At 71.3% G+C, this 23,740-nt stretch carries 20 protein-coding genes and 2 tRNA genes; 4 read left to right on the forward strand and 18 right to left on the reverse strand.

Translation table 11 applies throughout. From position 1 onward, the window contains the following. Positions 1–107 precede the first annotated feature (107 nt). The 4 genes from ACFYYF_RS27550 to leuS form a co-directional block, all read right to left on the reverse strand. The gene (locus tag ACFYYF_RS27550; RefSeq protein ID WP_388780227.1) at positions 108–878 is read right to left on the reverse strand and encodes a ComEA family DNA-binding protein; all 771 of its coding nucleotides are present in this window, start codon (positions 876–878) and stop codon (positions 108–110) included. 659 nt (positions 879–1,537) lie between these two features. Next, positions 1,538–2,383, reverse strand: a complete 846-nt coding sequence (locus ACFYYF_RS27555) for a DegV family protein (RefSeq protein WP_361686979.1) — start codon at positions 2,381–2,383, stop codon at positions 1,538–1,540. Positions 2,384–2,455: 72 nt separating this feature from the next. Further along, entirely contained in the window at positions 2,456–3,187 is a 732-nt protein-coding gene (locus tag ACFYYF_RS27560; RefSeq protein ID WP_388780228.1) for a hypothetical protein, read from the reverse strand. 143 nt (positions 3,188–3,330) lie between these two features. Then, entirely contained in the window at positions 3,331–6,222 is a 2,892-nt protein-coding gene (gene leuS / locus ACFYYF_RS27565) for a leucine--tRNA ligase (RefSeq protein WP_388780230.1), read from the reverse strand. 421 nt (positions 6,223–6,643) lie between these two features. Here leuS and ACFYYF_RS27570 point away from each other — a divergent pair, with 421 nt between their 5' ends. Together ACFYYF_RS27570 and ACFYYF_RS27575 are read left to right on the forward strand one after the other, a co-directional pair. Next, positions 6,644–7,933, forward strand: coding sequence for a cytochrome b/b6 domain-containing protein (locus ACFYYF_RS27570; protein ID WP_388780232.1), 1,290 nt, complete (start codon positions 6,644–6,646; stop codon positions 7,931–7,933). Then, the gene (locus tag ACFYYF_RS27575; RefSeq protein ID WP_388780234.1) at positions 7,930–9,546 is read left to right on the forward strand and encodes an NADH-ubiquinone oxidoreductase-F iron-sulfur binding region domain-containing protein; all 1,617 of its coding nucleotides are present in this window, start codon (positions 7,930–7,932) and stop codon (positions 9,544–9,546) included. Before ACFYYF_RS27570 ends, ACFYYF_RS27575 begins: the two co-directional genes overlap by 4 nt. Before the next feature lie 114 nt (positions 9,547–9,660). On the opposite strand, the gene ACFYYF_RS27580 is transcribed toward ACFYYF_RS27575, so the two are convergent. From ACFYYF_RS27580 to ACFYYF_RS27620, 9 genes are all read right to left on the reverse strand, one after another. Beyond that, positions 9,661–9,733 (reverse strand) — tRNA-Ala (locus ACFYYF_RS27580). Between the two features lie 313 nt (positions 9,734–10,046). Continuing rightward, complete coding sequence (locus ACFYYF_RS27585) at positions 10,047–10,280, reverse strand: hypothetical protein (RefSeq protein WP_361686964.1); 234 nt, start codon at positions 10,278–10,280, stop codon at positions 10,047–10,049. Between the two features lie 639 nt (positions 10,281–10,919). Beyond that, positions 10,920–10,992: transfer RNA gene (locus ACFYYF_RS27590), tRNA-Ala, on the reverse strand. A 116-nt stretch (positions 10,993–11,108) separates the two neighbouring features. Further along, a complete protein-coding gene (locus ACFYYF_RS27595; protein WP_361686961.1) occupies positions 11,109–11,792 on the reverse strand; it encodes a histidine phosphatase family protein in 684 nt (227 codons plus the stop codon). Further along, on the reverse strand, positions 11,789–12,232 hold the full coding sequence (gene rsfS / locus ACFYYF_RS27600; protein ID WP_361686958.1) for a ribosome silencing factor: 444 nt from the start codon (positions 12,230–12,232) through the stop codon (positions 11,789–11,791). The genes ACFYYF_RS27595 and rsfS overlap by 4 nt, the downstream gene beginning before the upstream one ends. A 126-nt stretch (positions 12,233–12,358) precedes the next feature. Next, a complete protein-coding gene (locus tag ACFYYF_RS27605; protein ID WP_388780237.1) occupies positions 12,359–14,179 on the reverse strand; it encodes a LytR C-terminal domain-containing protein in 1,821 nt (606 codons plus the stop codon). 17 nt (positions 14,180–14,196) lie between these two features. Beyond that, positions 14,197–14,931: a nicotinate-nucleotide adenylyltransferase gene (gene nadD, locus ACFYYF_RS27610; protein WP_388780239.1), complete on the reverse strand. Its 735-nt coding sequence runs from the start codon at positions 14,929–14,931 to the stop codon at positions 14,197–14,199. 68 nt (positions 14,932–14,999) lie between these two features. Then, on the reverse strand, positions 15,000–15,161 hold the full coding sequence (locus tag ACFYYF_RS27615) for a hypothetical protein (RefSeq protein ID WP_355774590.1): 162 nt from the start codon (positions 15,159–15,161) through the stop codon (positions 15,000–15,002). A 127-nt stretch (positions 15,162–15,288) separates the two neighbouring features. Beyond that, entirely contained in the window at positions 15,289–15,447 is a 159-nt protein-coding gene (locus tag ACFYYF_RS27620; RefSeq protein ID WP_361686949.1) for a hypothetical protein, read from the reverse strand. 103 nt (positions 15,448–15,550) lie between these two features. Here ACFYYF_RS27620 and ACFYYF_RS27625 point away from each other — a divergent pair, with 103 nt between their 5' ends. Then, positions 15,551–16,708 (forward strand): M48 family metallopeptidase, encoded by a 1,158-nt coding sequence (locus tag ACFYYF_RS27625; RefSeq protein ID WP_388780242.1) that lies wholly within the window; start codon positions 15,551–15,553, stop codon positions 16,706–16,708. Between the two features lie 69 nt (positions 16,709–16,777). On the opposite strand, the gene ACFYYF_RS27630 is transcribed toward ACFYYF_RS27625, so the two are convergent. From ACFYYF_RS27630 to proB, 5 genes are all read right to left on the reverse strand, one after another. After that, on the reverse strand, positions 16,778–17,848 hold the full coding sequence (locus ACFYYF_RS27630; protein WP_388780244.1) for a hypothetical protein: 1,071 nt from the start codon (positions 17,846–17,848) through the stop codon (positions 16,778–16,780). Positions 17,849–17,971: 123 nt separating this feature from the next. Continuing rightward, positions 17,972–18,586 (reverse strand): hypothetical protein, encoded by a 615-nt coding sequence (locus ACFYYF_RS27635; protein WP_388780246.1) that lies wholly within the window; start codon positions 18,584–18,586, stop codon positions 17,972–17,974. Positions 18,587–18,822: 236 nt separating this feature from the next. Then, positions 18,823–20,109 carry a glutamate-5-semialdehyde dehydrogenase gene (locus ACFYYF_RS27640; protein ID WP_355771252.1) on the reverse strand — a complete coding sequence of 429 codons (1,287 nt, stop codon included), beginning with the start codon at positions 20,107–20,109 and terminating at the stop codon, positions 18,823–18,825. Between the two features lie 61 nt (positions 20,110–20,170). Further along, a complete protein-coding gene (locus tag ACFYYF_RS27645; protein WP_361687090.1) occupies positions 20,171–20,629 on the reverse strand; it encodes a hypothetical protein in 459 nt (152 codons plus the stop codon). Positions 20,630–20,916: 287 nt separating this feature from the next. After that, on the reverse strand, positions 20,917–22,023 hold the full coding sequence (proB, locus tag ACFYYF_RS27650) for a glutamate 5-kinase (RefSeq protein WP_388780356.1): 1,107 nt from the start codon (positions 22,021–22,023) through the stop codon (positions 20,917–20,919). A 256-nt stretch (positions 22,024–22,279) separates the two neighbouring features. On the opposite strand from proB, the gene ACFYYF_RS27655 reads away from it, so the two are divergent. Next, entirely contained in the window at positions 22,280–23,680 is a 1,401-nt protein-coding gene (locus tag ACFYYF_RS27655; RefSeq protein WP_388780249.1) for a polysaccharide pyruvyl transferase family protein, read from the forward strand. The last annotated feature ends 60 nt before the right edge of the window (positions 23,681–23,740 follow it).

A 23,740-nucleotide genomic window follows, 5' to 3' on the forward strand; every position in this document is an offset into this window, starting at 1 on the left:
GACACCCGGGAAACCCTCGGGACGTTTCAGGGACTCCTGCGACTCCCCGGGCTCCGGCATCCGTACCGGGCCCGCCCGTCGGCCACTCCTCCCGGGACCGGAACCGTTCATGGCCGCACCAGGTCCCGGAGGTCGGCGAAGCGACGGTCGCCGATCCCCTTCACTTCGCGGAGCTCGCCGACCGAGCGGAAACCGCCGTGCGCCGTGCGGTAGTCGACGATGTGCCGGGCCAGGACGGGTCCGACCCCCGGCAGGCTGTCGAACTGGTCGACGGTCGCCGTGTTGAGGGGAATCGGTGCGGACGGCACCACCCCCGCCACGGCTCCCGGGACGCCGAACGAGCCGGAAGCGCCGGGGCCACCCGATCCGGCCCCCGATCCGGCCCCCGACGGAGGCGGGGAAGCACCGACCATGATCTGTTCCCCGTCCACGAGGAACCGGGCGCGGTTGAGGCTGTCGGTGTCCGTGCCGGGCTTCAAACCGCCGGCCGCACGCAGGGCGTCCTCGACGCGGGACCCGGCCGGCAACCGTTGGAGTCCGGGGGCCCGCACCTTTCCGCCCACGTCCACGACGACCACACCCCCGGCAGCGGCGCTCGGCCCTCCGGCCGGGGAACCGGACTCCCCTCCCGGACCGTCGCCCGATCCGTCGCCCGGCGTGTGCTTCCCCGCGTACGGCGCGGCGGCGCTCAGCACCTCGGGGGCCCGGACCGGCCGGGTCCGGCCCGCCCAGAAGTGCTGCACGGCGAAGACGGCGGCTACGACCAGCAGCACGGTCAGCGCGGCGACGCTCCTGCGTTCCAGACCACACCGCGACTGCAACCACAGCGGCAGCCGCTCCCGGACCGCGAGCCCGGCCCGGTCCCGCCATCCACCCACCTCCCCCGCCGGATCACGCGAAGCCGCATGGTGCGAAGCCGGATCATGCGAAGCCGGATCGTGCCGGGTCGGATCGTGCCGGGTCGGATCGTGCCGGGTCGGATCGCCCACGGCCGACCCGATCGCGGACCGCCCGCCCGACGCCGCCGCGCTCGTGGTCAGCTCACCGACCGCCGGCCCCATCGCGAAGGACCCGCCCGACGCCGCCGCGCTCGCGATCAGCTCATCGGCAGCCGGCCCGCCCGCGTCCCCGTTCCCCCGGTCCGTCCGCGGAGGCGGCCCGGTCCCCGACTCGCTTGGCTCCTGGGCGTGTTCGGTGAAGAGTGCGTCGGCGCGCAGACGGAGGGCCGTGGCCGAAGCCTCGTGGCGACGGGTCCGGGTTCGCCGGTCGCCACGGCGGTGCCGGCTGCGGCTGTCGGAGTGGGGGCCACGACCCGGGCCGCTGGTCGACGTCGCGGTGCGTGAACTCGATCGAAGTGCCATGCGGCGAGGATGCGCCAGAGCGGCAACCTCGCGATGATCATGCTCAATTCCGGTGGAGCGCAGCCCAATTGTGGATAACTCCATCACCCGCACGAGCGACGCCCACCGGTGACGCGGGTGGCGCCGGTGACGCCGGTGACATGAACGACGCCGGTGACCTGGGTGCCGAACCGCTCTCAGCGGGGCGACACGACCGCCGCCAGCAACCCGGGCCCGGTGTGGGCTCCGATCACCGCGCCCACCTCGCTCACGTGCAGCTCGGCGAGCCCTGGCACCCGCGCCCGCAGGCGGTCCGCGAGGGCCGACGCCCGCTCGGGGGCCGCCAGATGGTGAACGGCGATGTCGACCTGGGCGCTGCCCGCCCGGTCCACGACGATCTCCTCCAGGCGAGCGATCGCCTTGGACGACGTCCGGACCTTCTCGAGGAGTTCGATGCGGCCGTCGTGGAGCTGGAGCAGCGGCTTCACGGCGAGCGCGGAACCCAGCAGGGCCTGCGCGGCACCGATCCTGCCGCCCCGCCGGAGGTAGTCGAGGGTGTCGACGTAGAAGTGGGCGGACATGCCCGCGGCCCGCTTCTCGGCGGCCGTGACGGCGTCGTCCACGGTTCCGCCCGCCTCGGCGGACTCGGCGGCGGCCAGCGCGCAGAACCCGAGGGCCATGGCGACCATCCCGGTGTCGACGACACGCACCGGCACGGGGGCTTCGCGCGCCGCGAGCACCGCGGCGTCGTAGGTGCCCGAGAACTCGGAGGACAGGTGCAGCGAGACGATGCCGGTGGCACCGGACTCGGCGACTTCGCGGTAGGTCGCGGCGAAGGTCTCCGGGCTGGGCCGGGACGTCGTGACGGGACGGCGCTTCTGGAGCGCCTGGGCCAGGGAGCGGGCCGAGATCTCGGTGCCCTCTTCGAGCGCCTGGTCCCCGAGGACCACGGTGAGGGGGACCGATGTGATGCCGTGGCGCTCCATCGTCCGCGGCGGCAGGTAGGCCGTTGAATCGGTGACGATCGCGACATGGCGGGACATGACCTGGAGGTTACCTGGCTGGGCCGGTGCGCGGCAGCCCGGCCCCTTCCACCTGCGGTCGGAACGGCCGGATCATGTCGTGCTCTCGGGACGGGGCTTCTTCTGCCAAGGGTAGGTGGGCCGTTGGCCGGGCGGATTGATGGCCGAACGGCCGGCCCGGTCCTCGGGACCGGCCTGCCGGTTCCCGGGCGTGCTCCGTCCCTCGGAGGTCTCCGCGTCCGCCGACGGTTCGTCGGGCCAGGACCTGGGCGGACCCGGCCCCTTGCTCCAGTGACGCAGCGCTCCGGCCTCCATGTCGATCTGGGCGCTCAGGGTGTCCAGGTCGTCGCCGGCGAAGCGGTGGGCCCGGTCGCGGGCCGCCCAGCGCAGCGAGTCCGCCGACCGCGTGATCCTCTGGGTGCGCTCGCGCAGGCCCGGGAGCCGGGTGGCGAGCGTGTTCCGGTCGGGCTCGGTCTCCAGACGCTTCAGTTCGGCGTCCAGCTCGTGCCCGTGGGTGCTGAGCCGCTCGAAGAGGCTCAGGGACTCCTTGAGGGACTCGTCCTCCGCGGCGCCCGCCTGCAGCGCGTCCTGGGTGGCGCGCATCGAGGTGCGCAGCGACAGTCTGAGCTGGGCGAGCTCGCCCTGGGGGCCGGGCTGGGCGAAGGTCTTCGCCCGCAGGGTGGTGTCCTCGACCGTGCGGCGGGCCTGCGAGATGGTGCGGTCCACACCGCGCTTGGCGGCGCCGACCACCTTCACCGTCGCATACGCGCCGAACACCACGATCAGCAGGAAGAGCAAGGCGATTACGGTGATCACGGTGCCCATCACACTCCTCCTCCGGCCGGCCGCGGCAGCTTTCGCCGCGCTCTCAACGGTAAACGCTGCGGGCAGGTTCGGAGTTCCGGAAGAACCCCGAACCTGCCCGTAGGGGACTACCCCGAGCCGTCACGCGGCCCGGACCTGCGCGACTACGCGGTGACGATGTTGACCAGCTTCGGCGCGCGCACGATCACCTTGCGGATCCCCGCGCCGTCCAGCGCCGCGACGACCTTCTCGTCCGCCAGCGCCACCTTCTCCAGCTCCGCGTCGGTGATCGACGGGGAGACCTCCAGGCGCGCCTTGACCTTGCCCTTGATCTGCACGACGCAGGTCACGGCCTCGTCGACGACGTACGCGGGGTCGGCGACGGGGAAGTCCTGGTGGACGACCGAGTCGGCGTGGCCCAGCTTGCGCCACAGTTCCTCGGCGATGTGCGGCGCCAGCGGCGCGACCATCAGCACCAGGGCCTCGGCGACCGGACGCGCGATCGGGCCGCCCGTCTTGGTCAGGTGGTTGTTCAGCTCGGTGACCTTGGCGATGGCGGTGTTGAACCGCATGCCCTCCAGGTCCTGGCGCACACCGTCGATCGCCTTGTGCAGGGCACGCAGCGTGTCCTCGTCCGGCTCGGAGCCGACGACCGTGACGTCACCGGTCGCCTCGTCGACGACGTTGCGCCACAGCCTCTGCAGCAGGCGGTACTGGCCCACCACCGCGCGGGTGTCCCACGGGCGGGACACGTCCAGGGGACCCATCGCCATCTCGTACAGGCGCAGGGTGTCCGCTCCGTACTCGGCGCAGATCTCGTCCGGGGTGACCGCGTTCTTCAGGGACTTGCCCATCTTGCCCAGCAGCCGGGAGACCTTCTCGCCCTGGTAGTAGTAGGCGCCGTCGCGCTCCTCCACCTCGGCGGCCGGGACCGCGATGCCGCGGCTGTCGCGGTACACGTAGGCCTGGATCATGCCCTGGTTGAACAGCTTGTGGAACGGCTCGGCCGACGAGACGTGGCCCAGGTCGAACAGGACCTTCGACCAGAAGCGGGCGTACAGCAGGTGCAGCACGGCGTGCTCGGCGCCGCCCACGTACAGGTCGACACCGCCGGTGGGCTGCCCCTCGCGGGGCCCCATCCAGTACTGCTCGATCGCCGGGTCGACCAGCTTCTGATCGTTGTGCGGGTCCAGGTAGCGCAGCTCGTACCAGCAGGAACCGGCCCAGTTGGGCATGGTGTTGGTCTCGCGGCGGTACTTGCGCGGGCCGCGGCCGTCCTCCAGGTCCAGGGTGACGTTCACCCAGTCCTCGTTGCGGGACAGCGGGGTCTCGGGGGACGTGTTCGCGTCGTCCGGGTCGAAGGTGCGCGGCGAGTAGTCCTCGACCTCCGGCAGCTCCAGGGGCAGCATCGACTCGGGCAGCGAGTGGGCGACGCCGTCCTCGTCGTAGACGATCGGGAAGGGCTCGCCCCAGTAGCGCTGGCGGCTGAACAGCCAGTCGCGCAGACGGAAGTTGACGGTTCCCTCGCCGATGCCCCGGCGCTCCAGCCACTCCGTGATGCGCGCCTTGGCGTCGACGACGCCCAGGCCGTCCAGGGAGACGTCGTCACCGGCGGAGTTGACGATCTTCGCGTCGTACGAGGCGAAGGCGTCGTCCCAGGTGGAGGCGTCGGTGCCGCGGTCGTCCGAGGGCTCGACGACACAGCGCATGGGCAGCTCGAAGGCGCGCGCGAACGCGAAGTCGCGGGTGTCGTGCGCCGGGACGGCCATGATCGCGCCGGTGCCGTAGCCCATCAGCACGTAGTCGGCGATGAAGACCGGGACCTTCTCGCCGTTGACCGGGTTGGTGGCGAACGCGCCGGTGAAGACACCGGTCTTGTCCTTGGCCTCGGCCTGGCGCTCGACGTCGGACTTCGAGGCGGCCTGCGCGCGGTAGGCGGCGACGGCCTCGGCGGGCGTCGCGTGACCGCCGGTCCACACGTCGTGGGTGCCCTCGGGCCAGACGGCCGGGGTGAACTTCTCGACCAGCGGGTGTTCCGGGGCCAGCACCATGTAGGTGGCGCCGAACAGGGTGTCCTGGCGCGTGGTGAAGACCGTGATCGCTTCGCCGTCGATCGGGAAGTCGACGCGGGCGCCCTCGGAGCGGCCGATCCAGTTGCGCTGCTGCAGCTTGATGGCCTCGGGCCAGTCCAGCGCGTCCAGGTCGTCCAGCAGGCGGTCCGCGTAGGCGGTGATGCGCATGTTCCACTGGCGCAGCTTGGCCTTGAAGACGGGGAAGTTGCCGCGCTCGCTGCGGCCGTCGGCGGTGACCTCCTCGTTGGCCAGGACGGTGCCCAGGCCGGGGCACCAGTTGACCGGCGCGTCGGAGGCGTACGCCAGGCGGTAGCCGCTCAGGACCTCGGCGCGCTCGCCGGCGCCCAGTTCGTTCCACGCGCGCGGGATGCCGTCGACGGCGGGGACGCCGCGCTCACCGCTCTCGAACTGGGCGATCAGCGCGGAGATCGGGCGGGCCTTGGCGGCCTCGTCGTCGTACCAGGAGTTGAAGATCTGCAGGAAGATCCACTGGGTCCACTTGTAGTACTCCGGGTCGATCGTGGCGAACGACCGGCGCTTGTCGTGGCCCAGGCCCAGCGCGCGCAGCTGGACCTTCATGTTCTCCATGTTGGCCTCGGTCGACACGCGCGGGTGCGTGCCGGTCTGCACGGCGTACTGCTCGGCGGGCAGGCCGAAGGCGTCGAAGCCCAGGGTGTGCAGGACGTTGTGGCCGGTCATCCGCTGGAACCGGGCGTACACATCGGTGGCGATGTAGCCCAGGGGGTGGCCGACGTGCAGACCCGCACCCGAGGGGTACGGGAACATGTCCATGATGAACTTCTTGGGCCGGGCGGCCAGCTCGGGGTCCCCGGCCAGGTCGCCGGTGGGGTTCGGGGCCTCGTACGTACCCTCGGCGTCCCAGAAGTCCTGCCAGCGTGCCTCGATGTCGGCGGCCAGCGCGGCCGTGTAGCGGTGCGGCGCGGCCGACTCGGCGGTGGCGGCAGCGGTGTTCGTCTCGCTCATGTCCTCAAAGCTCCATCGATCGTCTCTGCCAGCGGCTGTGACACTCAAGAAATGAAAAAACCCCTCGCACAGGAGGGGACGCCGCGCTGATGCCGACCACGATGTGTCAGCGGTCGGGGCTGATCAGCGCGGCTCGCTAAGCAGAAGGCGTACGGCACGCATGGCGTCAGGGTACCGCAGCGCCCGCGCGGGCCGCGACGGGCTTCCGGGGCCGCGGGCGCGCCGCGCCGCCGGTGCGGACGGCAAAGAAATGTTGACCGATGTTCAAATTTTACTTCGCTTAACGGACGCTTGCGGACAACACAAAGACCTGATTGCCCTTTGGTAACAACGCAATAACTCAAACGTGGAGCTCGGCGCCATTTCTCGACCTAGAGTGCGCCTTCGGGACCGCTTCCCCGAACCGTAGGGAGTACCCCTCATGAACCCTCGTCGTAACAACAGCTCGCTTCCCCGGGTGGGCCGTTCGGCCTACGGGGCGGCCACGGCTGTCGTCCTGGTCGTCATACCCGTGATCGTGGTGGTGGGAGGAAACGCAGTCCAGGACTTCCTGAACTTCGGCGCCGGCGTCCTGTCGCTGGTCTCCCTGTCCTGCTCGGTGATCTGGGGACTGGTCGCGACCGACCGGATCTTCCTGAACACCCGCCAGCGGCTGGTGGCCCAGGCCGTGCACCGGACGACCGCCGTCTCCTCGGTCGCCTTCCTGCTGCTGCACATCACGGTGAAGATCGCGCTCGACCACACGAGCCTGCTCTCCGCCCTGGTCCCCTTCAGCCTCGGCGTCACGGGCATCGGCGGACTCATCGGCCTCGGCTCCCTGGCCGGCCTGCTCATGATCTTCACGGCCGTCACCGGCGCCCTGCGCAGTGCCTTCGCCTCGCCGGCACCGGTCGCGGCCCGCTGGCGCGCGATGCACATGCTGGCCTACCCGGCCTGGTGCGCCGCGCTCGTGCACGGCCTCTACGCGGGTCGCGCGGCGAAGCCGATCTTCACGATCCTCTACAGCCTGTGCCTGCTCGCGGTCATGGGCGCCCTGGCCCTGCGGACCTCGCCGCCCGCCTTCAAGCACAAGGTCGCGGCACAGGTCCTGGCGCTCATCGGCGGCGGCAACCCCCGCGGGTTCCGCGAGGACCTGGAGGCGTCCCGCGCCGCCGCGATGGAGTCGCAGCAGGGTCCTGGAGGCCGCTCCGACCGGCGTTCCGCGGGCGACGACGGCGTCCCGTCCCCCCGCAGGGAGCGCAGGGAGTCCTCGTCCACGCTGTTCGGCGGCGCGCAGGGAGCAGCGGACACGGCCGGCTTCGCGGCGGCGTACCGGACCGCTGCGGCACCCGGCGACGCGGCGGCACCCGGGACCCAGCAGTTCCAGATGCCCGCGAACGCGCAGCCCACAGAGACGTTTCCCCGCGTCGGCAACGGCGGTGCGCAGAGCGCCTGGCCCGTCCCCCAGTCGGCCCCCGTCGGCGAGGCCCCGGCATCGGCGTACGACCCGCTCAACGACACCGGATACACCACCCCCGTCTACGGCAATCAGTCCGCCGGCGGATACGGCACGAGTGATGTGTACAACACCGGTGAGACGAACGTGTCCTACCGCACGTACAACACCAACGACACGTACGACAGCGGTCCCACGACTGACGTACTGCCGGGCGCCTTCGACGCTCCTGGCTCCGGTGAATCATGGAATGCCCCTTCCGGAGGCTTTAAGTGAACGAGGCCCTGCCCGACGTCCCGGAAGTCCGCGTGGTCGGACTTCCGCAGCTCACGTCGGGTTTCGACCTGGTTGAACGTCTTGATCTGGCCATGCACCTCAAGGTGCACGGCCCGCTCGAACCTCTGGGCGGGGAAGAGCTCGCCAGCCTCGCCGAGGACATCAATCTGAAGGGGCGCGGCGGGGCGGGCTTCCCGTTCGGCAAGAAACTGCGCTCGGTCGCCGAATCGGCCATCAAGAAGGGCATCCGCCCGGTGGTGGTCGTCAACGGAAGCGAGGACGAACCGGCCTGCCGCAAGGACACGGTGCTCATCAACCGTGCCCCGCACCTCATCCTGGACGGCGCTCTCCTGGTCGCGGAGGCCATGGGCGCCCGCCAGCTCGTGATCGGCGTGACCCGCGAGTCCACCCAGCGCTCCATGGAGGCGGCTCTGGACGAGCGGGGGCTGAGCAACCGCAGGGGATCGCCCCTTCGCGCGCGCGTGCAGCGCAACCCGGTCCGCATGGTGACCGGCGCGGCGGCGTCGCTGATCCGCTCGATCGACGGCGGCCCGCCCATCCCGCCCGGCCGCAAGGTCAGCGCCTCCCAGGCGGGCGTCGGGGGCGCGCCCACCCTGCTGTCGAACGCCGAGACCTTCGCGCAGCTGGCCATCGCCGCCCGCATCGGACCCGACCGCTACCGCAACACGGGCCTGTACGACGAGCCCGGCACCGTCATGCTGACCGTCTCGGGCGCGGTCGCGCGCCCCATGGTGATCGAGGTCCCCACCGGCGTCCCCCTGCGCTACGTGCTCCAGCTCGCCGGCGCCCCGGCCATGCCCCAGGGCGTGCTGACCGGCGGCTACCACGGCAAGTGGCTGGACGCGGCGACGGTCAACGAGGCGATCGTCTCGCGGGACTCGCTGGCCGCGGTGGGCGGCGCGCTCGGTGCCGGCGCGATCCTCCCCATCACCCAGGAGACCTGCCCCCTCGGCGAGTCGCTGCGCGTGGCGCAGTGGCTGGCCGACGAGAGCGCGGGCCAGTGCGGCCCCTGTTACCTCGGCCTGCCCGCCGCGGCGCGCGGCCTGGCCGACATCCTCAACGGCGGCGGCCCGGCGGCGCTGGAGGCCGTGAAGCAGGTCGCCAAGTCCGTGAAGCGGCGCGGTGCCTGCTCGCACCCGGACGGCTCGGCGATGTTCATCGAGTCGACCCTGAAGGCGTTCACGGACGACCTGGCCGCGCATGTCCTCGGAAACGGCTGCGGAAGGCCCGTGGAGGGCGTTCTGCCGCTCTTCGAGGGCGGCCAGGCGCCCATGGGCATCCTGAGCGGCCCGGGTGCGCAGGAGGCGGGTCCCAGCCGCCAGAAGATCTTCGTCGACTGGACGCTGTGCCGCGGGCACGGCCTGTGCGCCGATCTCCTGCCCGAGGTCTTCGAACTGGGCGCCGACGGCTTCCCCACCGTCGCTCAGGCTCCGGTGCCGGCCTTCGCCGAGGCGAAGGCCCTGCGTGCGGTGCGGCGCTGTCCGGCGCTCGCCCTGCGGATCGAGGAGGACACCAGGGGCTCGGCGCCGGCGCGCAACCTGCCGGTCCTCTCCCAGGGGCGTGGGCGCCGCGCGCTCGGCAGCGGCCGCTGACACGAAGGAGCGGGCCACCAGGAACCGGTGGCCCGCCTTCGGCATGTTCCGCGTGAGGACCGGGAGAACGAAGAAGCGGACCACCCTGATCGGGTGGCCCGCTTTCAACGTCTGTGGAGCTAAGGAGAATTGAACTCCTGACCTCCTGCATGCCATGCAGGCGCTCTACCAACTGAGCTATAGCCCCTTGTGGCCACGCGGCTGGACCGCGTTTTCACCGTGTCGCCCGGTTTCCCCGGCGGCGACGCCAACATTACACGGTTCCCCTGGTGAACCACCAAATCGTTTCCCGTGTGTACCGATTCGGGCCTGATGTCGCATTTTTACGAGCTGGAGCCGCCGGCGGGCGACCGCCGGGAGACGCTCGCCCGACCAGCACGCCCCGGGAGACGGCCCGGGGGACGCCCCGACGCGGCCGGACGCGGCCCCTGGGGGGCCTCACGGGCCTCGTGACGGCCCAGCGGACCTCCGGGGCACGGGAAAGGGTGCGCGGCGGGGGGTCAGGCCGTGGCGAAGGAATAGAAGCGCTTGAGGGTGCAGAGCTCGTCGAGGAGCCGTGCGTAGATCGGCTCGCCCTCCAGCTCGCGGTACGTCTCGATCGGGTCGCCTTTTATGATCAGCGCCCGCGCGCATTCCTCGCACCAGTACTGGTAGTCGTGGTTGACCGGCTCCATGTCGCGGACGATCGGCGTACCACTGCCGCACCAATCGCATTTCCGCCTGTGCGCACCCATCAGTCAGCTCCAGCTGTGGCCGCAGGCCGTGCACACGTAAGAGACTCCGCCGTTGTCACCGAGAACCTGGGCAACGTGGACCGATCCGCAGGAAGGGCAGTCAAGGAGGTTGGCTTTCATGCTGTTGGGTGCCACTTCGAGGAGATCGTGGACCTCCTCGAGGATGCTGGCAGGCATCGCTACTCCCTCCCGTCGGGCCGCGCCCCCTTCCGGCCGTTTGATTCTGCCACGGCCGGAGCAATACGGTCAGCGACGCCTTCGTACCAGTCCGGACACGAGCCCCCCTGCGCGGCTCTGGCGACCGGCGCATACGAGCACGCCAGGAGCGCGTCCGCAAAGGTATACGCCCCGGGGACCCCAAGTGACTCAAGCGGGTTCGAGATGAGTGTGCCCAAGACCACGGCGCTTCATGGGCCGGCGCAGGCCGCGCGGCCCGGACGGCGCCGGGGCTCTCGCCGGGGCGAGGCGTCCGGCGGGTCCGCGACGCGGCTTTCGGTATCGATCCGCCCAACTGCGCCCGCTTCGGCATGTTCTTCGGGGAAACGGACTCAACTCCGGGGCGGACAACGAAAAATCCCGCCCCCTCGCGGGAACGGGATCTTTCTTCACTCTGTCCGACAACTCGGAAGAGTCGGTCTGTGGAGCTAAGGAGAATTGAACTCCTGACCTCCTGCATGCCATGCAGGCGCTCTACCAACTGAGCTATAGCCCCTTGCGTTCTTCCCGCCCTGCGGGCCGAACAAGAAGAACTTTAGCCTGCGACCAGCCGGAAAGTGAAATCCGGTCCCTCCGGGCCCCCGCGCCGGACGGAGAGCCGCCCGGCGCACCTCAGTCGTCGTCGCCGAGGACCGGCTCCGGCAGCGTGCCGGCGTTGTGCTCCAGGAGCCGCCAGCCGCGCACGCCCTCACCGACGACGGACCAGCAGCAGTTGGACAGACCGCCGAGGCTCTCCCAGTGCCGGGACTCCAGCCCGAGCAGCCGGCCGATGGTGGTGCGGATCGTGCCGCCGTGGCTGACGACGACGAGGGTGCCGTCGTCCGGGAGCTTGTCCGCGTGGCGCAGCACCACGGGGGCCGCACGGTCGGCGACCTCGGTCTCCAGCTCGCCCCCGCCGCGCCGCACCGGCTCACCGCGCTTCCACGCGGCGTACTGCTCGCCGTGGCGGGCGATGATCTCCTCGTGCGTCAGCCCCTGCCAGACGCCCGCGTAGGTCTCGCGCAGGCCCTCGTCGTGGGTGACGTCGAGGCCGGTGAGAGCGGCCAGCTCGGCGGCCGTGGCCGCGGCGCGCTTGAGGTCCGAGGCGACCACGGCGTCGGGCTTCAGGGAGGCCAGCAGCCGGGCGGCGCGCCGGGCCTGCCCGATGCCCGTCTCGGTCAGCTCGACGTCCGTGGAGCCCTGGAAGCGGCGGTCCACGTTCCAGGAGGTCTGGCCGTGCCGCCACAGGATGATGCGACGGCCCCTGCCCGGCTTCGCCTCGGCCGCTCCCGCGGCCCCGCGGGCCTCGGCGGTCACCGCAGCTCCTCCAGGCCGGCGGAGTCCTCCTCGGCCTGGAAGCGGGCGTGCTCGGCGGCCTTGCCGCGGGTCGCCTTGGCCTCCTCGGGCAGGTCGAGCTCCGGGCAGTCCTTCCACAGCCGCTCCAGGGCGTAGAAGACGCGCTCCTCGCTGTGCTGGACGTGCACCACGATGTCGACGTAGTCGAGGAGCACCCAGCGTGCCTCGCGGTCGCCCTCGCGGCGCACCGGCTTGGCGCCGAGCTCCTTGTTCAGGCGCTCCTCGATCTCGTCGACGATCGACTTGACCTGACGGTCGTTGGGCGCGGACGCCAGCAGGAAGGCGTCGGTGATGGAGAGCACATCGCTCACGTCGTAGGCGATGATGTCGTGCGCGAGCTTGTCTGCGGCCGCCTGTGCGGCGGTGTTGATGAGCTCGATGGAGCGGTCCGTGGCGGTCACTACGCGGCTTTCCGTCGGCGGTCGGTTACGACTCAAGGGTCTCACGGACCGCCGAGGACACCCCACGCGTTTCTCCGGCCACGCCCCGGGGACGGCCCCCGGGGCGTGATGCCGGTCACCCGCGGGTCACCCTGTCGAGCTGCTGGTGATCTTGTAGTCCTGGCCGAGGACGACGGACACGTCCGCGTTGCCGTCGGCCTTGCCCTTCTTCACGCTGCCGGTCGGCAGCCCCAGGGTCTTGGCCACCTCGACCGCGTCCTCCTTCTTCGCGGCGTCGCCGTAGGTGATGCGGGACACGCTCTGGGCGGTGGAGGTGCCGGAGTCCAGGAACGTGTAGCCGCCGTTGACCAGGGCGACCCGGGCCTGGCCGGTGGCCGCCTTCTGACCGGTGGCGTTCTCGATGCCGACGCGGACCGCGGAGCCCGCCTCCGGGCTCTTCGCCGTGCCGCCGAGGACGTCCTTGACCACGCTGTCGGAGGTGCTCGCGGTCAGCGTGCCGTCCTGCTGCACGGGCAGCAGCGCGGTCTTGTAGTCGCCGCCCTTGGCGAGGTCGGCGAGCTTGGCGAGGAAGGCGCCGAGGTCCTGGTCGGTCAGGGACGGGTCGAGGATCTGGGCCAGCGTCTGCACGGTGGTGGTCGCCGCCTGCTTGTCCGAGGACAGCTTGCGCATCACGCCCTGCATGACCTGGCCGAACCGCTCGAGCTGCGCGTTCTGGGCCTCGTCCGGGGCTCGGTAGGTGGCGTAGGCCACCGCCGACTTGCCGGTCAGGGTCTGGTCCTCGCCCTTCTTGACGAGCGGGGCTTCGCCCTTCTTCTTGGCGTCGGGGTCCGGCACGTCGGTGTTGGTGGTGACCTCGATGTTGCCGACGAGTTCGACGAGGTTGTTCAGGTAGGGGGTGTCGAGCCGCCAGGTGCCCTGGATGCTGGTGCCCAGCACGGTGTCGAGCGCGTCCCGCGTCCCCGAGGAGCCGTCCGTGTCGACGGACTTGGCGAGCGTGGTCGTCGAGCCGTCGTCGTCCGTCAGGGCCAGGGAGTTGGGCAGCAGGACGGTGGTGCCCTGCTCGGTGGTGGTGTTGTCGACGAGCAGGGCCGTGGACGTGCCGCCGCCCTTGGTGTTGTGCAGATGGACGACGATCACGTCGCGCTTCTGCGCGGCGACGGGTGTCGTGGTCCCCGGCTTGGCGTCCGAGGCGGTGCCGGGCAGCTTGCCCGCGTACCAGAGGTAGCCCGCGCCGCCGACGAGGGCCAGCGCCATGACGACGACCAGGGCGACGACCCGGCTGCGGGCGCGGCGCTTGGCCTCCTCGCGGCGCTCGGTGCGGTTCTCGGTGAACTTCAGCCAGTCGATGACGTCCTCGGACTCGGTCTCCTGGTCCTCGACGAAGGCGAACTGCTCGGTGCGGTAGTCCCGGTCGGGCCCGGGGGCTTCGTCCCGGGCCGGCCCGGCCTGCTGCGGGATGCGGGCGGTCTGCTCGGCGACGCGGGGCTGCCGCCCGGTGCTCGCGGGGCCCGCCGTGTCGGCATTGCCCCCGTAGCCGTCGTACGACCCCTGGGTGGTACCGCTCCCGCCCGCCGGCGGCGTGTTCGTGCCGAACGGGTCGAAGGAGTCGTACGAGGGGACGGACGGCTGCTGACCGGTGTCGTAGGGCGACACGGGTGCCTGCCTGCCGGTGTCGTACGGCGACACCGTCTCGTGCTGACCTGTGTCATAGGACGACACGGGCGGCTGGTGGCCCGTGTCGTAGGGCCGGCCCGGTTCCTGACGGCCCGTCGCGTAGGGGTCGTAGCCGTACCCCTGCTGCTGCCGGGCGTCGTAGCCTTCGTAGCCGTCGTAGCCCTGGGCAGGCTGCTGCGGGACCTGCCGGTACACAGGCTGTCCGTACTCGTCGTAGCCGACGAGCTCGTAACTCTGGTCGCCGCCCGTGTATCCGTCGTATCGGTCGTTCACCGGGTGCCCCTCTCGGCTCACTGGCCGCGGTACAGCTCACGCTTGTCGATGTAGCGCACCACACCGTCCGGCACCAGGTACCAGACGGGGTCGCCCTTGGCGACTCTCGCACGGCAGTCTGTGGACGAGATGGCGAGCGCGGGAACCTCGACCAGCGAGACACCGCCCTCCGGGAGTCCCGGGTCGGTCAGGGTGTGACCGGGCCGGGTGACGCCGATGAAGTGCGCGAGGGAGAAGAGTTCTTCCGTGTAGCGCCAGGTGAGGATCTGGCCCAGCGCGTCCGCGCCGGTGATGAAGAAGAGGTCGGCGTCGGGATTGAGCGCGCGCAGGTCGCGCAGGGTGTCCGTCGTGTAGGTCGGGCCGCCGCGGTCGATGTCGATCCGGCTGACCGAGAACTGGGGGTTCTCGGCGGTCGCGATGACCGTCATCAGATAGCGGTCCTCGGCCGGGGTGACCGAGCGGTCGGTCTTCTGCCACGGCTGCCCGGTCGGTACGAACACCACCTCGTCCAGGTGGAACTGCGCGGCGACCTCACTGGCCGCGACCAGGTGCCCGTGGTGGATCGGGTCGAAGGTTCCGCCCATGACGCCGAGCCGGCGCTTGCCCGGACTCGACGAGGGGCCGTTGCCGGGACCGGCCGCGGCGCGTTCCGCCGCACCGCCGGCCGCCGCGCCCGCGCCGCCCGTGGCGTCGCCGACGGCGCCGCTCTCCGTGTCACTCGCCGGACCGGTAGGCATGTCCTGCTCTCCCATGCGTGCAGACCCTACCGGCCCGGTCGACGGGCTCCGGCCGACAGGGGCCCCGAGCGGGCCCTCGGGGCTCAGCGGTCGCGGTTGAAGCGCGTGGTGATCCACAGCAGCAGAAGCAGGATGAACAGGGCCCCGCCGCCGGTCAGGTACGGGCTGAGGCTCTCGTGGTTGCCCCCGTTCTCGCCCTCGGCGACGACGGTGACCATCTGTGCGGCGGTGTGCTGGAAGCTCATCTCGGCAGGACCTATCCAGTGTGTGCGGGATAAAGACGTCGGCCCATCGTATGCGGGCGCCCACGGAGCGAACACGCCGACTCCGCCGTTGGGGACGGCACTCCGGCCGCCGGCCGCGAACCGGTCGTCAGTCGTCGCGCTTGTAGCCGCGCAGCAGGAACCAGGCCGCGAAGACCACCCCGATGACCATGACGACCAGCACGACGCGGAGCAGATTGCCCGGACCCTGCTTGTCTGCCGCCGCGGCGGCTTCCGTGAGCCACGTGGCTGCGGGGATGTGCTCCATGTCGTACGACTCCTTCTCTGTACTGCCCGTCCACGGTATCTCCGCCTAGGCTGGGCTCTGCCTTGGGGGCACAGAGGGCACTCAGACGCACATGGGGGAACACATGTCCGACGGCGACCACGAGCGGAACGGGCACGAGAACGTGCCGAGCAGGCAGCGCAGGCGGTTCGCGGGGATCTCGTCCCGGGCCTACGAGCATCCGGCGGACCGCTCGGCCCTGGTGGCCCTGCGCAAGCTCAGCGGTTTCGACACGGTCTTCAAGGCACTGAGCGGCCTGCTGCCCGAGCGCAGCCTGCGGCTGCTCTTCCTGTCCGACTCGGTGCGCGTCTCGGACGCCCAGTTCGCGCACCTCAACGACATGCTGCGGGACGCCTGTTACATCCTGGACCTGGAGAAGGTCCCGCCGATGTACGTGAACCAGGACCCGCAGCCCAACGCGATGTGCATCGGCCTGGACGATCCGATCATCGTGGTGACGACCGGGCTCGTCGAGCTGCTGGACGAGGAGGAGATGCGGGCGGTCATCGGCCACGAGGTCGGCCACGCGCTGTCCGGCCACGCGGTCTACCGCACGATCCTGCTGTTCCTCACCAACCTGGCCGTCCGGGTCGCCTGGATCCCGCTGGGGAACCTCGCGATCATGGCGATCGTGACCGCGCTGCGCGAGTGGTTCCGCAAGTCGGAGCTGTCCGCCGACCGGGCCGGGCTGTTGGTCGGCCAGGACCTGCGGGCCTCGATGCGCGGCCTGATGAAGATCGCGGGCGGCAATCACCTGCACGAGATGAACGTGGACGCGTTCCTGGAGCAGGCCGAGGAGTACGAGTCGGCGGGCGACCTGCGGGACTCCGTGCTCAAGATCCTGAACGTGCTGCCGCGCACGCACCCCTTCACCGCGGTCCGGGCGGCCGAGCTGAAGAAGTGGGCGGAGTCCCGCGACCACCAGCGGATCATGGACGGCCACTACCCGCGGCGCGACGCGGACAAGGACACCTCGGTCTCGGACTCCTTCCGGCAGTCGGCGGCCAGCTACGCCAGCGACGTGAAGAACTCCAAGGACCCGCTGATGAAGCTGGTCAGCGACATCGCGGGCGGCGCGGGCGACCTCGGGGGCCGGGTACGGCGCGGCTTCGGGGGCTTCGCGGGCGGCGCACCGAAGGACGGAGCGAGCGGCGCGGACGCCGGCGACACCGGGAACGGCGGCGCCGCCCAGACGCCGCGAGAGGACCACTCCGAGGACGAGGGCCCCGAGAGCCGGGCCTGACCACCCGCCGCCCCTCACAGGACCGCCGGGGCGATGGCGTCCCGGGGGTCCGGGGGTCCGGGGGTCCGGTCACAGTTTTGGTTGGGCGCTCCTGGCCAGGGAGCCGCACACGGCGGTGGCGCTGCCGGTGGCGTACGGGTCGGTGCCGGCCGGGCCGCCCGCCTTGGCCGTCTCCCCCGCGAGCAGCGGCCGCAGCCGGCTCACCGAGTCCTCGGAGCAGGACAGCGGGCCGGCCTGGACGTAGGACACGGCCAGTTCGGCCTGGTGCATGCGCAGGTCGTCGCGGTCGAAGCGGAAGGTCAGCTCGCGCCGGACGGTGAACAGGGAGGCCTTGGCCCCGGCACTCGCGCCGGCCGGCTTCAGCGCGTAGACGAAGGTGTGGTCGGCGACGACCTCCAGGGTGTCGGAGTCGGTCTCGGCCGCCTGGAGGGTGCCCTGCACCCGGATCCCCTTGTCGGCGAGCTGCGTCCGGGTCGCGTCGAAGCGGATCAGCCAGCCGGTCGGGGCGTGCCGTCCGTCGGCGGCCGGGTGGTCGAAGCTGCGGTCGAACTGGTCGAGCTGCCGCGGGTCGAGCAGGATCCGTACGGGCCGGGTGGCGCCTCCGGTCAGGACGCTCGGGTCCAGCGACGACTCGACGAGGTAGTCCTTCGCGGTGGTCAGGGCGGTGACGACCTGGCTGTCGGAGAAGTGCGAGGTGCGCCGCACGGCGGGCATGGTGATGCCGTCGGCTCCGGTGCGGAACTGGGCGGCCGGGCTGCCGGTGTACAGCGCGTCGGTGCTGGCCGAGCCGGGGACGGCGCTCTGCGGAGCGAGCGGGATCACGGTCATGCGCACCGGTTCGGCCGACCGGGTGGCGGGGGTCGTCGGGTACGGGTGGCGGACGCCCATGTAGATCGCGGTGCCGAAGGCCATGGCTATCAGCAGGACGAGGATCAGGGCCTGCCGGGACAGTCCGCGCTGCAGGGGCGGGCGGCGGCGTACGGCCGGGCTGTGGTCGGCCATGCGTTCCTGGGCGGAGAACTCCTGGAGGCGGGCAGCGCGGACGAACGACTCGTCGAAGACGACGGATCGGTACTCGTCCTCGCCACCGGCGGGAGCACCCTCGGGTGTCCCCTCAGGTGGGTCTCCAGGCCCGCCCATACCTTCAGAGTAGGTCTCCGGGGGCTCCGGTAAACGCTGTGGTGCGCGACAAGTTCTGACAGGTTCCCACCAGGACGGTCACGCTGTGCGACGGACGTCGGTGCTCCGGCGGGAACGCCCGCGTCAGGGTGTCCGCGGCACGGCCGACACCGTCGGCCGGGGCGGACCGGCGGAGACGGAGGGGCCCGGGCCGGTGAGCTTCTCCCGGCCCTGTTCGAGGCCGGAGGAGGCGGGTGAGGGGACCTGGTCCTGGCTGCCGGAGGAAGCGCCCCGGTAGACCGCGGTGAAGGCGAGGGCGACCATGCCGATGCCCATGACGAGGGCGAGGAGCCAGGCGACGGGGCGGTGCCAGCGGGTCTGCTTGCCGTAGGGCCGGCCGTACATTCCCTGGAAGCCGCGACGGCCCTCCAGGACCTCGGAGTCGTCCGGGTCGTCCAGGTCGGGATCGTGGGCGAAGTCGCCGTGGTCGTCCGGGCCGAAGCCGTCGTCGTAGCGCTCGTCGTCGCCGCGGGCGCCTCGGGCGTGCGCCCGGCGCGCCTCGGCCTCGGACGCCTCCGCGCGGGCCTGGGCCGCCGCGAGCAGCCGCTCCACGGCGGTCGGTTCGTGGAACGCCGCCGCCCGTACGAAGTCCTCGTCGAACACCACGGAGGCGAACTCTTCGTCCGCGCCCCCGCGGTCGTGGTCGTCGTCGGGCTCCCAGCCGTCCGAGAACGGCGTGCCCCCCACGTCCTCCGGCACGGATCCAGAGTAGACCTGAGGGGTCAATTTGGGCAGACGGTACGGAGATTCGTCCGCAGGAGGGACAGCGCCCCGGTGGACCGCGGGCCGTGAACCGTCCGCCGCGCGCCCCGGCGCCCCGTGCCGCCGCGCGCGCCCCGGCGTCCCCTCCGGGCCGGAAGCGGACTCCGTGGGCGTGAGCGGGGCCGCCTGCGGGCTTCGGGGGCGCCGGTTCGGCCCGCGCCCCCGGCGGTGTCTCAGCGGCGGATGTGGCCGTCGCCCGTGACGATGTACTTGGTGCTCGTCAGCTCCGGCAGTCCCATCGGACCGCGCGCGTGGAGCTTCTGCGTGGAGATGCCGATCTCGGCGCCGAAACCGAACTGGCCGCCGTCGGTGAAGCGGGTCGAGGCGTTCACGGCGACGGTCGTGGAGTCGACGAGCTGGGTGAAGCGGCGGGCGGCCTGCTGCGAGGTGGTGACGATGGCCTCGGTGTGGCCGGAACTCCACAGCCGGATGTGCGACACGGCCTTGTCGAGGGAGTCGACGACGGCCGCCGCGATGTCGTAGGAGAGGTACTCGGTGTCCCAGTCCTCCGCCGTCGCCTCCACGACGGTGGCCTTGGAGTCCTTGGCGAAGGCGAGGACCCGCTCGTCGGCGTGCACGGTGACCCCGGCGTCCGCGAGGGCGTCCAGGGCGCGCGGCAGGAACGCGGCGGCGATGTCCTGGTGGACCAGGAGGGTCTCGGCGGCGTTGCAGACGCTGGGCCGCTGGGCCTTGGAGTTGATGAGGATGTCGACGGCCATGTCGAGGTCGGCCTGGGCGTCGACGTAGACGTGGCAGTTCCCGGTGCCGGTCTCGATGACCGGCACGGTGGACTCCTGGACGACCGTGCGGATCAGGGACGCGCCGCCGCGCGGGATGAGGACGTCGACCAGGCCGCGGGCACGCATCAGCTCACGGACCGACTCGCGGCCCTCCCCGGGCACGAGCTGGATGGCGTCGGCGGGCAGTCCGGCGCCGCCCACGGCGTCGCGCAGGACCCGTACGAGGGCCGTGTTGGACTCGTAGGCGGAGGACGAGCCGCGCAGCAGGACCGCGTTGCCCGACTTCAGGCACAGCGCGGCGGCGTCGACGGTCACGTTCGGGCGGGCCTCGTAGATGATGCCGACGACACCGAGGGGGACGCGGACCTGGCGCAGGTCGATGCCGTTCGGGAGGGTCGAGCCGCGGACGACCTCGCCGACCGGGTCGGGCAGTGCCACGACGTCGCGGACGTCGGAGGCGATCGCGCGCACGCGCTCGGGGGTGAGCGTGAGCCGGTCGATGATGCTCTCGCTGGTCCCGGCCTCGCGGGCCTTGGCGATGTCCTTGGCGTTGGCGGCGACGATCTCGCTCGTACGGACCTCCAGCGCGTCCGCGATCGCGAGCAGCGCGTCGTCCTTCTCGGCCCGCGGCAGAGGCGCCAGGTCGGCGGCGGCGGACTTCGCGCGATAGGCGGCCTGGGCCACCGGGGACATGGAGTCGTACGGCGAGAGCGTGGTCATGGGGGAAGGGTAGTGCGCCCGGCGGGCCGGTTCCGTGGTTGTCCCAATCGTCGAGACGGGCTCAAAAGGGATGAACCCCCACAGGGGTCGCGGGCAGCGGTCCGTACCCCTCGGCGATCCGCTGGTGGTAGGTCTCGCGGTCGATGACCTCCAGGCCGACGATCTCCCAGGGCGGGAGCTGGGCGGTCTGGCGGTGCTCGCCCCACAGGCGCAGCGCGACGGCGGCCGCGTCGTGCAGGTCGCGGGCCTCCTCCCAGTAGCGGATCTCCGCGTGGTCGTTCGCGTACCGGCTGGTCAGCAGGAAGGGGTGGTCGTGGGCGAGCTGTTCCAGACCGCGTCGCACCTCGGTCAGCGGGGCCTCGCCGCCCGACACGCTCAGCGTGACGTGCCACAGCCGGGGCTGGTCGGCGGGCTGTTCGCCGCCGTAGCTGTCGCCGGCCGCGACACTGGTCAGGGCCCGTTCCTCGCCCATCGCGCGGGAGCCGGGACCACCGCGGGACGCCGCCACCCCAGGGCGCACTCGTCTCACGACGGCCTCCTTTACCCGATGGTCGTACCGAATTCCGGACTCTCCCTGCCACAAAGTTGAGCAGGTGAGAAGCCGCCGTGTGGCGGTTTTACGGAACGTCCACCGGTGGGGGCGGGGGATTCGGCCGTTTACGGATGTAGCGGACAGCCGTTTCGGCGGTGCCCCTGGGGCGCCGGTACCGGTGTCGGGCGGATGGGACGGTCGTGACATCCACCGGCCGGGACGCGCGTCTCACGGACATGGCCGACGGGACACGTGCCCGTCACGGGTCCGGCGGCCTACGGGTTCAGCAGGACGAGGTCGTCGCGGTGCACGACCTCGCGCTCGTACGCGGGGCCCAGCTCGCGCGCCAGCTCCCGGGTGGAGCGGCCGATGAGCTGGGGGATCTCCTTGGCGTCGAAGTTCACCAGCCCCCGCGCGACCGCCCGGCCGGTGCCGTCGCGCAGCTCGACCGGATCACCCGCGGTGAACTCGCCCTCGACGCCCGCGATGCCCGCCGGCAGCAGCGAGGTGCGCCGCTCGACGACCGCGCGCACGGCGCCGTCGTCCAGGGTGAGCGCGCCCTGCGGTGTGGAGGCGTGCTGGAGCCACAGCAGCCGGTCGGCGGACCGCTTGCCGGTGGCGTGGAAGAAGGTGCCGGTGTCCCGGCCCGCGAAGGCGTCGGCGGCGTGGACCGCGCTGGTCAGCACCACGGGGATGCCGGCCGCCGCGGCGATCCTGGCCGCCTCGACCTTGGTGACCATGCCGCCGGTGCCGACGCCCGCCTTGCCGGCGCTGCCGATCTCGATGCCGGCGAGGTCGGCGGGCTCACGCACCTGCGCGATCCGCGAGGTTCCGGGCTTGCTGGGATCCCCGTCGTAGACCCCGTCCACGTCCGAGAGCAGGATCAGCAGGTCGGCGCGTACGAGATGGGCGACGAGCGCGGCGAGCCGGTCGTTGTCGCCGAAGCGGATCTCGTCGGTGGCCACCGTGTCGTTCTCGTTGACGACCGGAAGGGCGCCCATCGCGAGGAGCTTGTCCAGGGTGCGCGAGGCGTTGCGGTGGTGGGCGCGCCTGCTGGTGTCGTCGGAGGTGAGGAGCACCTGTCCGACGCGGATGCCGTAGCGGGCGAAGGATGCGGTGTAGCGGGCCATCAGGAGGCCCTGGCCGACGCTGGCGGCCGCCTGCTGGCGGGCGAGGTCCTTGGGACGGCGGCGCAGTCCGAGCGGTGCGAGCCCCGCGGCGATGGCTCCGGAGGAGACGAGGACGATCTCCTTCTCGCCGCCGTCGCGCGCCTTGGCGAGGACGTCCACGAGGGCGTCGACCCGGTCCGCGTCGAGGCCGCCGGAGGCGGTGGTGAGCGACGAGGAGCCCACCTTGACGATGATCCTGTGGGCCTGCGCCACAGCGTCCCTGTCGGTGTGCGTCTCGGTCTGCCTTGCCGCTGCCACCTGCGGTGTGTCCCCTCGCGTCGGTCCCGGTGCCCCGCCCCGCAATCTACGCGAAGAGGAGGGTTCCCGGCCCGCCGGTCCAGCAGACGGACGGCGCCGCGTAGTTGTGTGATCACGAGGTGCTTACGCGAAAAAGGTTGTACGGGTTCCTCATGGGAATTAAAGGCACCGCAAAGTTAAGTTGAACAATGTGTCACCTACCGTTCCCCCCGTGAAGCGCATACTCCTGAGATCGGGCAAGAGCCCCTACGACGTCGTCCCCGTGGAAGAGGCTCTCCACCAGGACGTCTTCGCCACCAACTCGGGCAACCTCATCTTCAGCGACGCCGCGCACAAGATCCTGGAGACCCCTCGCACCGAGGTCGTCTCCAACGGCATCCGTACCGACGTGGCCGCCGCCGGCCGTATCAACGAGGAGTTCGACGCGTTCGTCGTCCCGTTGGCCAACGCGTTCCGGCCGTCGTTCGAGCCGCAGCTCAGGCGGCTGACACGGCTCATCGGCAAGCTGAAGATCCCGGTGATCGTGCCGGGCATCGGCGCGCAGACCGGACTGAGCTACAACCCGGCGCGGCTCAAGCCGATCGAGCCCGCCGTGCGGGAGTTCGTCTCCGCGGTGCTCGACCGCAGCGCGTCCATCGGCGTGCGCGGCGAGTTCACCGAGAAGTACCTGCGGGACATGGGCTTCAGCGACGTGGAGGCCATCGGCTGCCCGTCCCTGTTCCTGTACGGGGAGCGGCTCGACGTGCGCAAGCGTGCCGAGGCGCTCGGGCCCGAGTCCCGGATCTCGGTCAACGGCTCGCACAGCGCGATGCGGACGCAGGGCCTCGGCTCCGTCGTCCGCAACGCCCACGCGCGCTATCCGCACCTGCGGTTCATCGGCCAGAACCTCAGCGACGCGCGCCAGCTGCACTGGCGCGACCTGTCGGACCCGAACGGCGCCGTGACCGAGATGCCCACGCATCCGGAGCACCCGATGTTCCGGGAGGACAAGGTCCGCGTCTACATCGATCCGGTCACCTGGATCGACGATCTGCGTGACTTCGACTTCTCCTTCGGCTCCCGTATCCACGGGAACATCGCGGCGCTGCTCGCGGGCACGCCCGCGACCGTGCTGTGCGGCGACTCCCGCACGCTGGAGCTGTGCCGCTACTTCGACATCCCGCACCGGCAGATCACCAAGCTGGCCGCGGACCTCGATCCGGCCGAGCTGTACGCGGAGGCCGACTTCGGCCCGCTGATCCGCGGGCACCAGGAGCGCTTCGAGCGTTTCACCGGGTTCCTGACCCGCAACGGCCTGGAGAACACCTTCACGCACGGCGACGGCGGCGCGGCCCACGAGGAGCGGCTGCGCTCCCTGGCCTTCCCGCCCGGCATCCGGCCGTGGAACGACGCCGACATCGCCTCGCTCACCACGCGCTTCGGCTTCCTCCAGAACCAGATCACCGAACTGTCGACGGAGAACGTCCGGCTGAAGCGGGAACTGACCCGCGGCCCGAAGGTCCTGAAGCTCGCTCCGGGGCCGGCGGGAACGCCCGGACGCTCGGTCTACCGGATGGCGAGGCGCGCGGTGGGCAGGCCCCTGCGCAAGGCGCTGCAGGCGGGCCGCCAGTAGCGGCGGATGGGCGGCCGGCACGGGGGCCGGCACATCACGTCCTGGCGGCGGTCTCCGTGG

It is taken from the genome of Streptomyces sp. NPDC001914, from assembly GCF_042891215.1.
Lineage (GTDB): Bacteria > Actinomycetota > Actinomycetes > Streptomycetales > Streptomycetaceae > Streptomyces.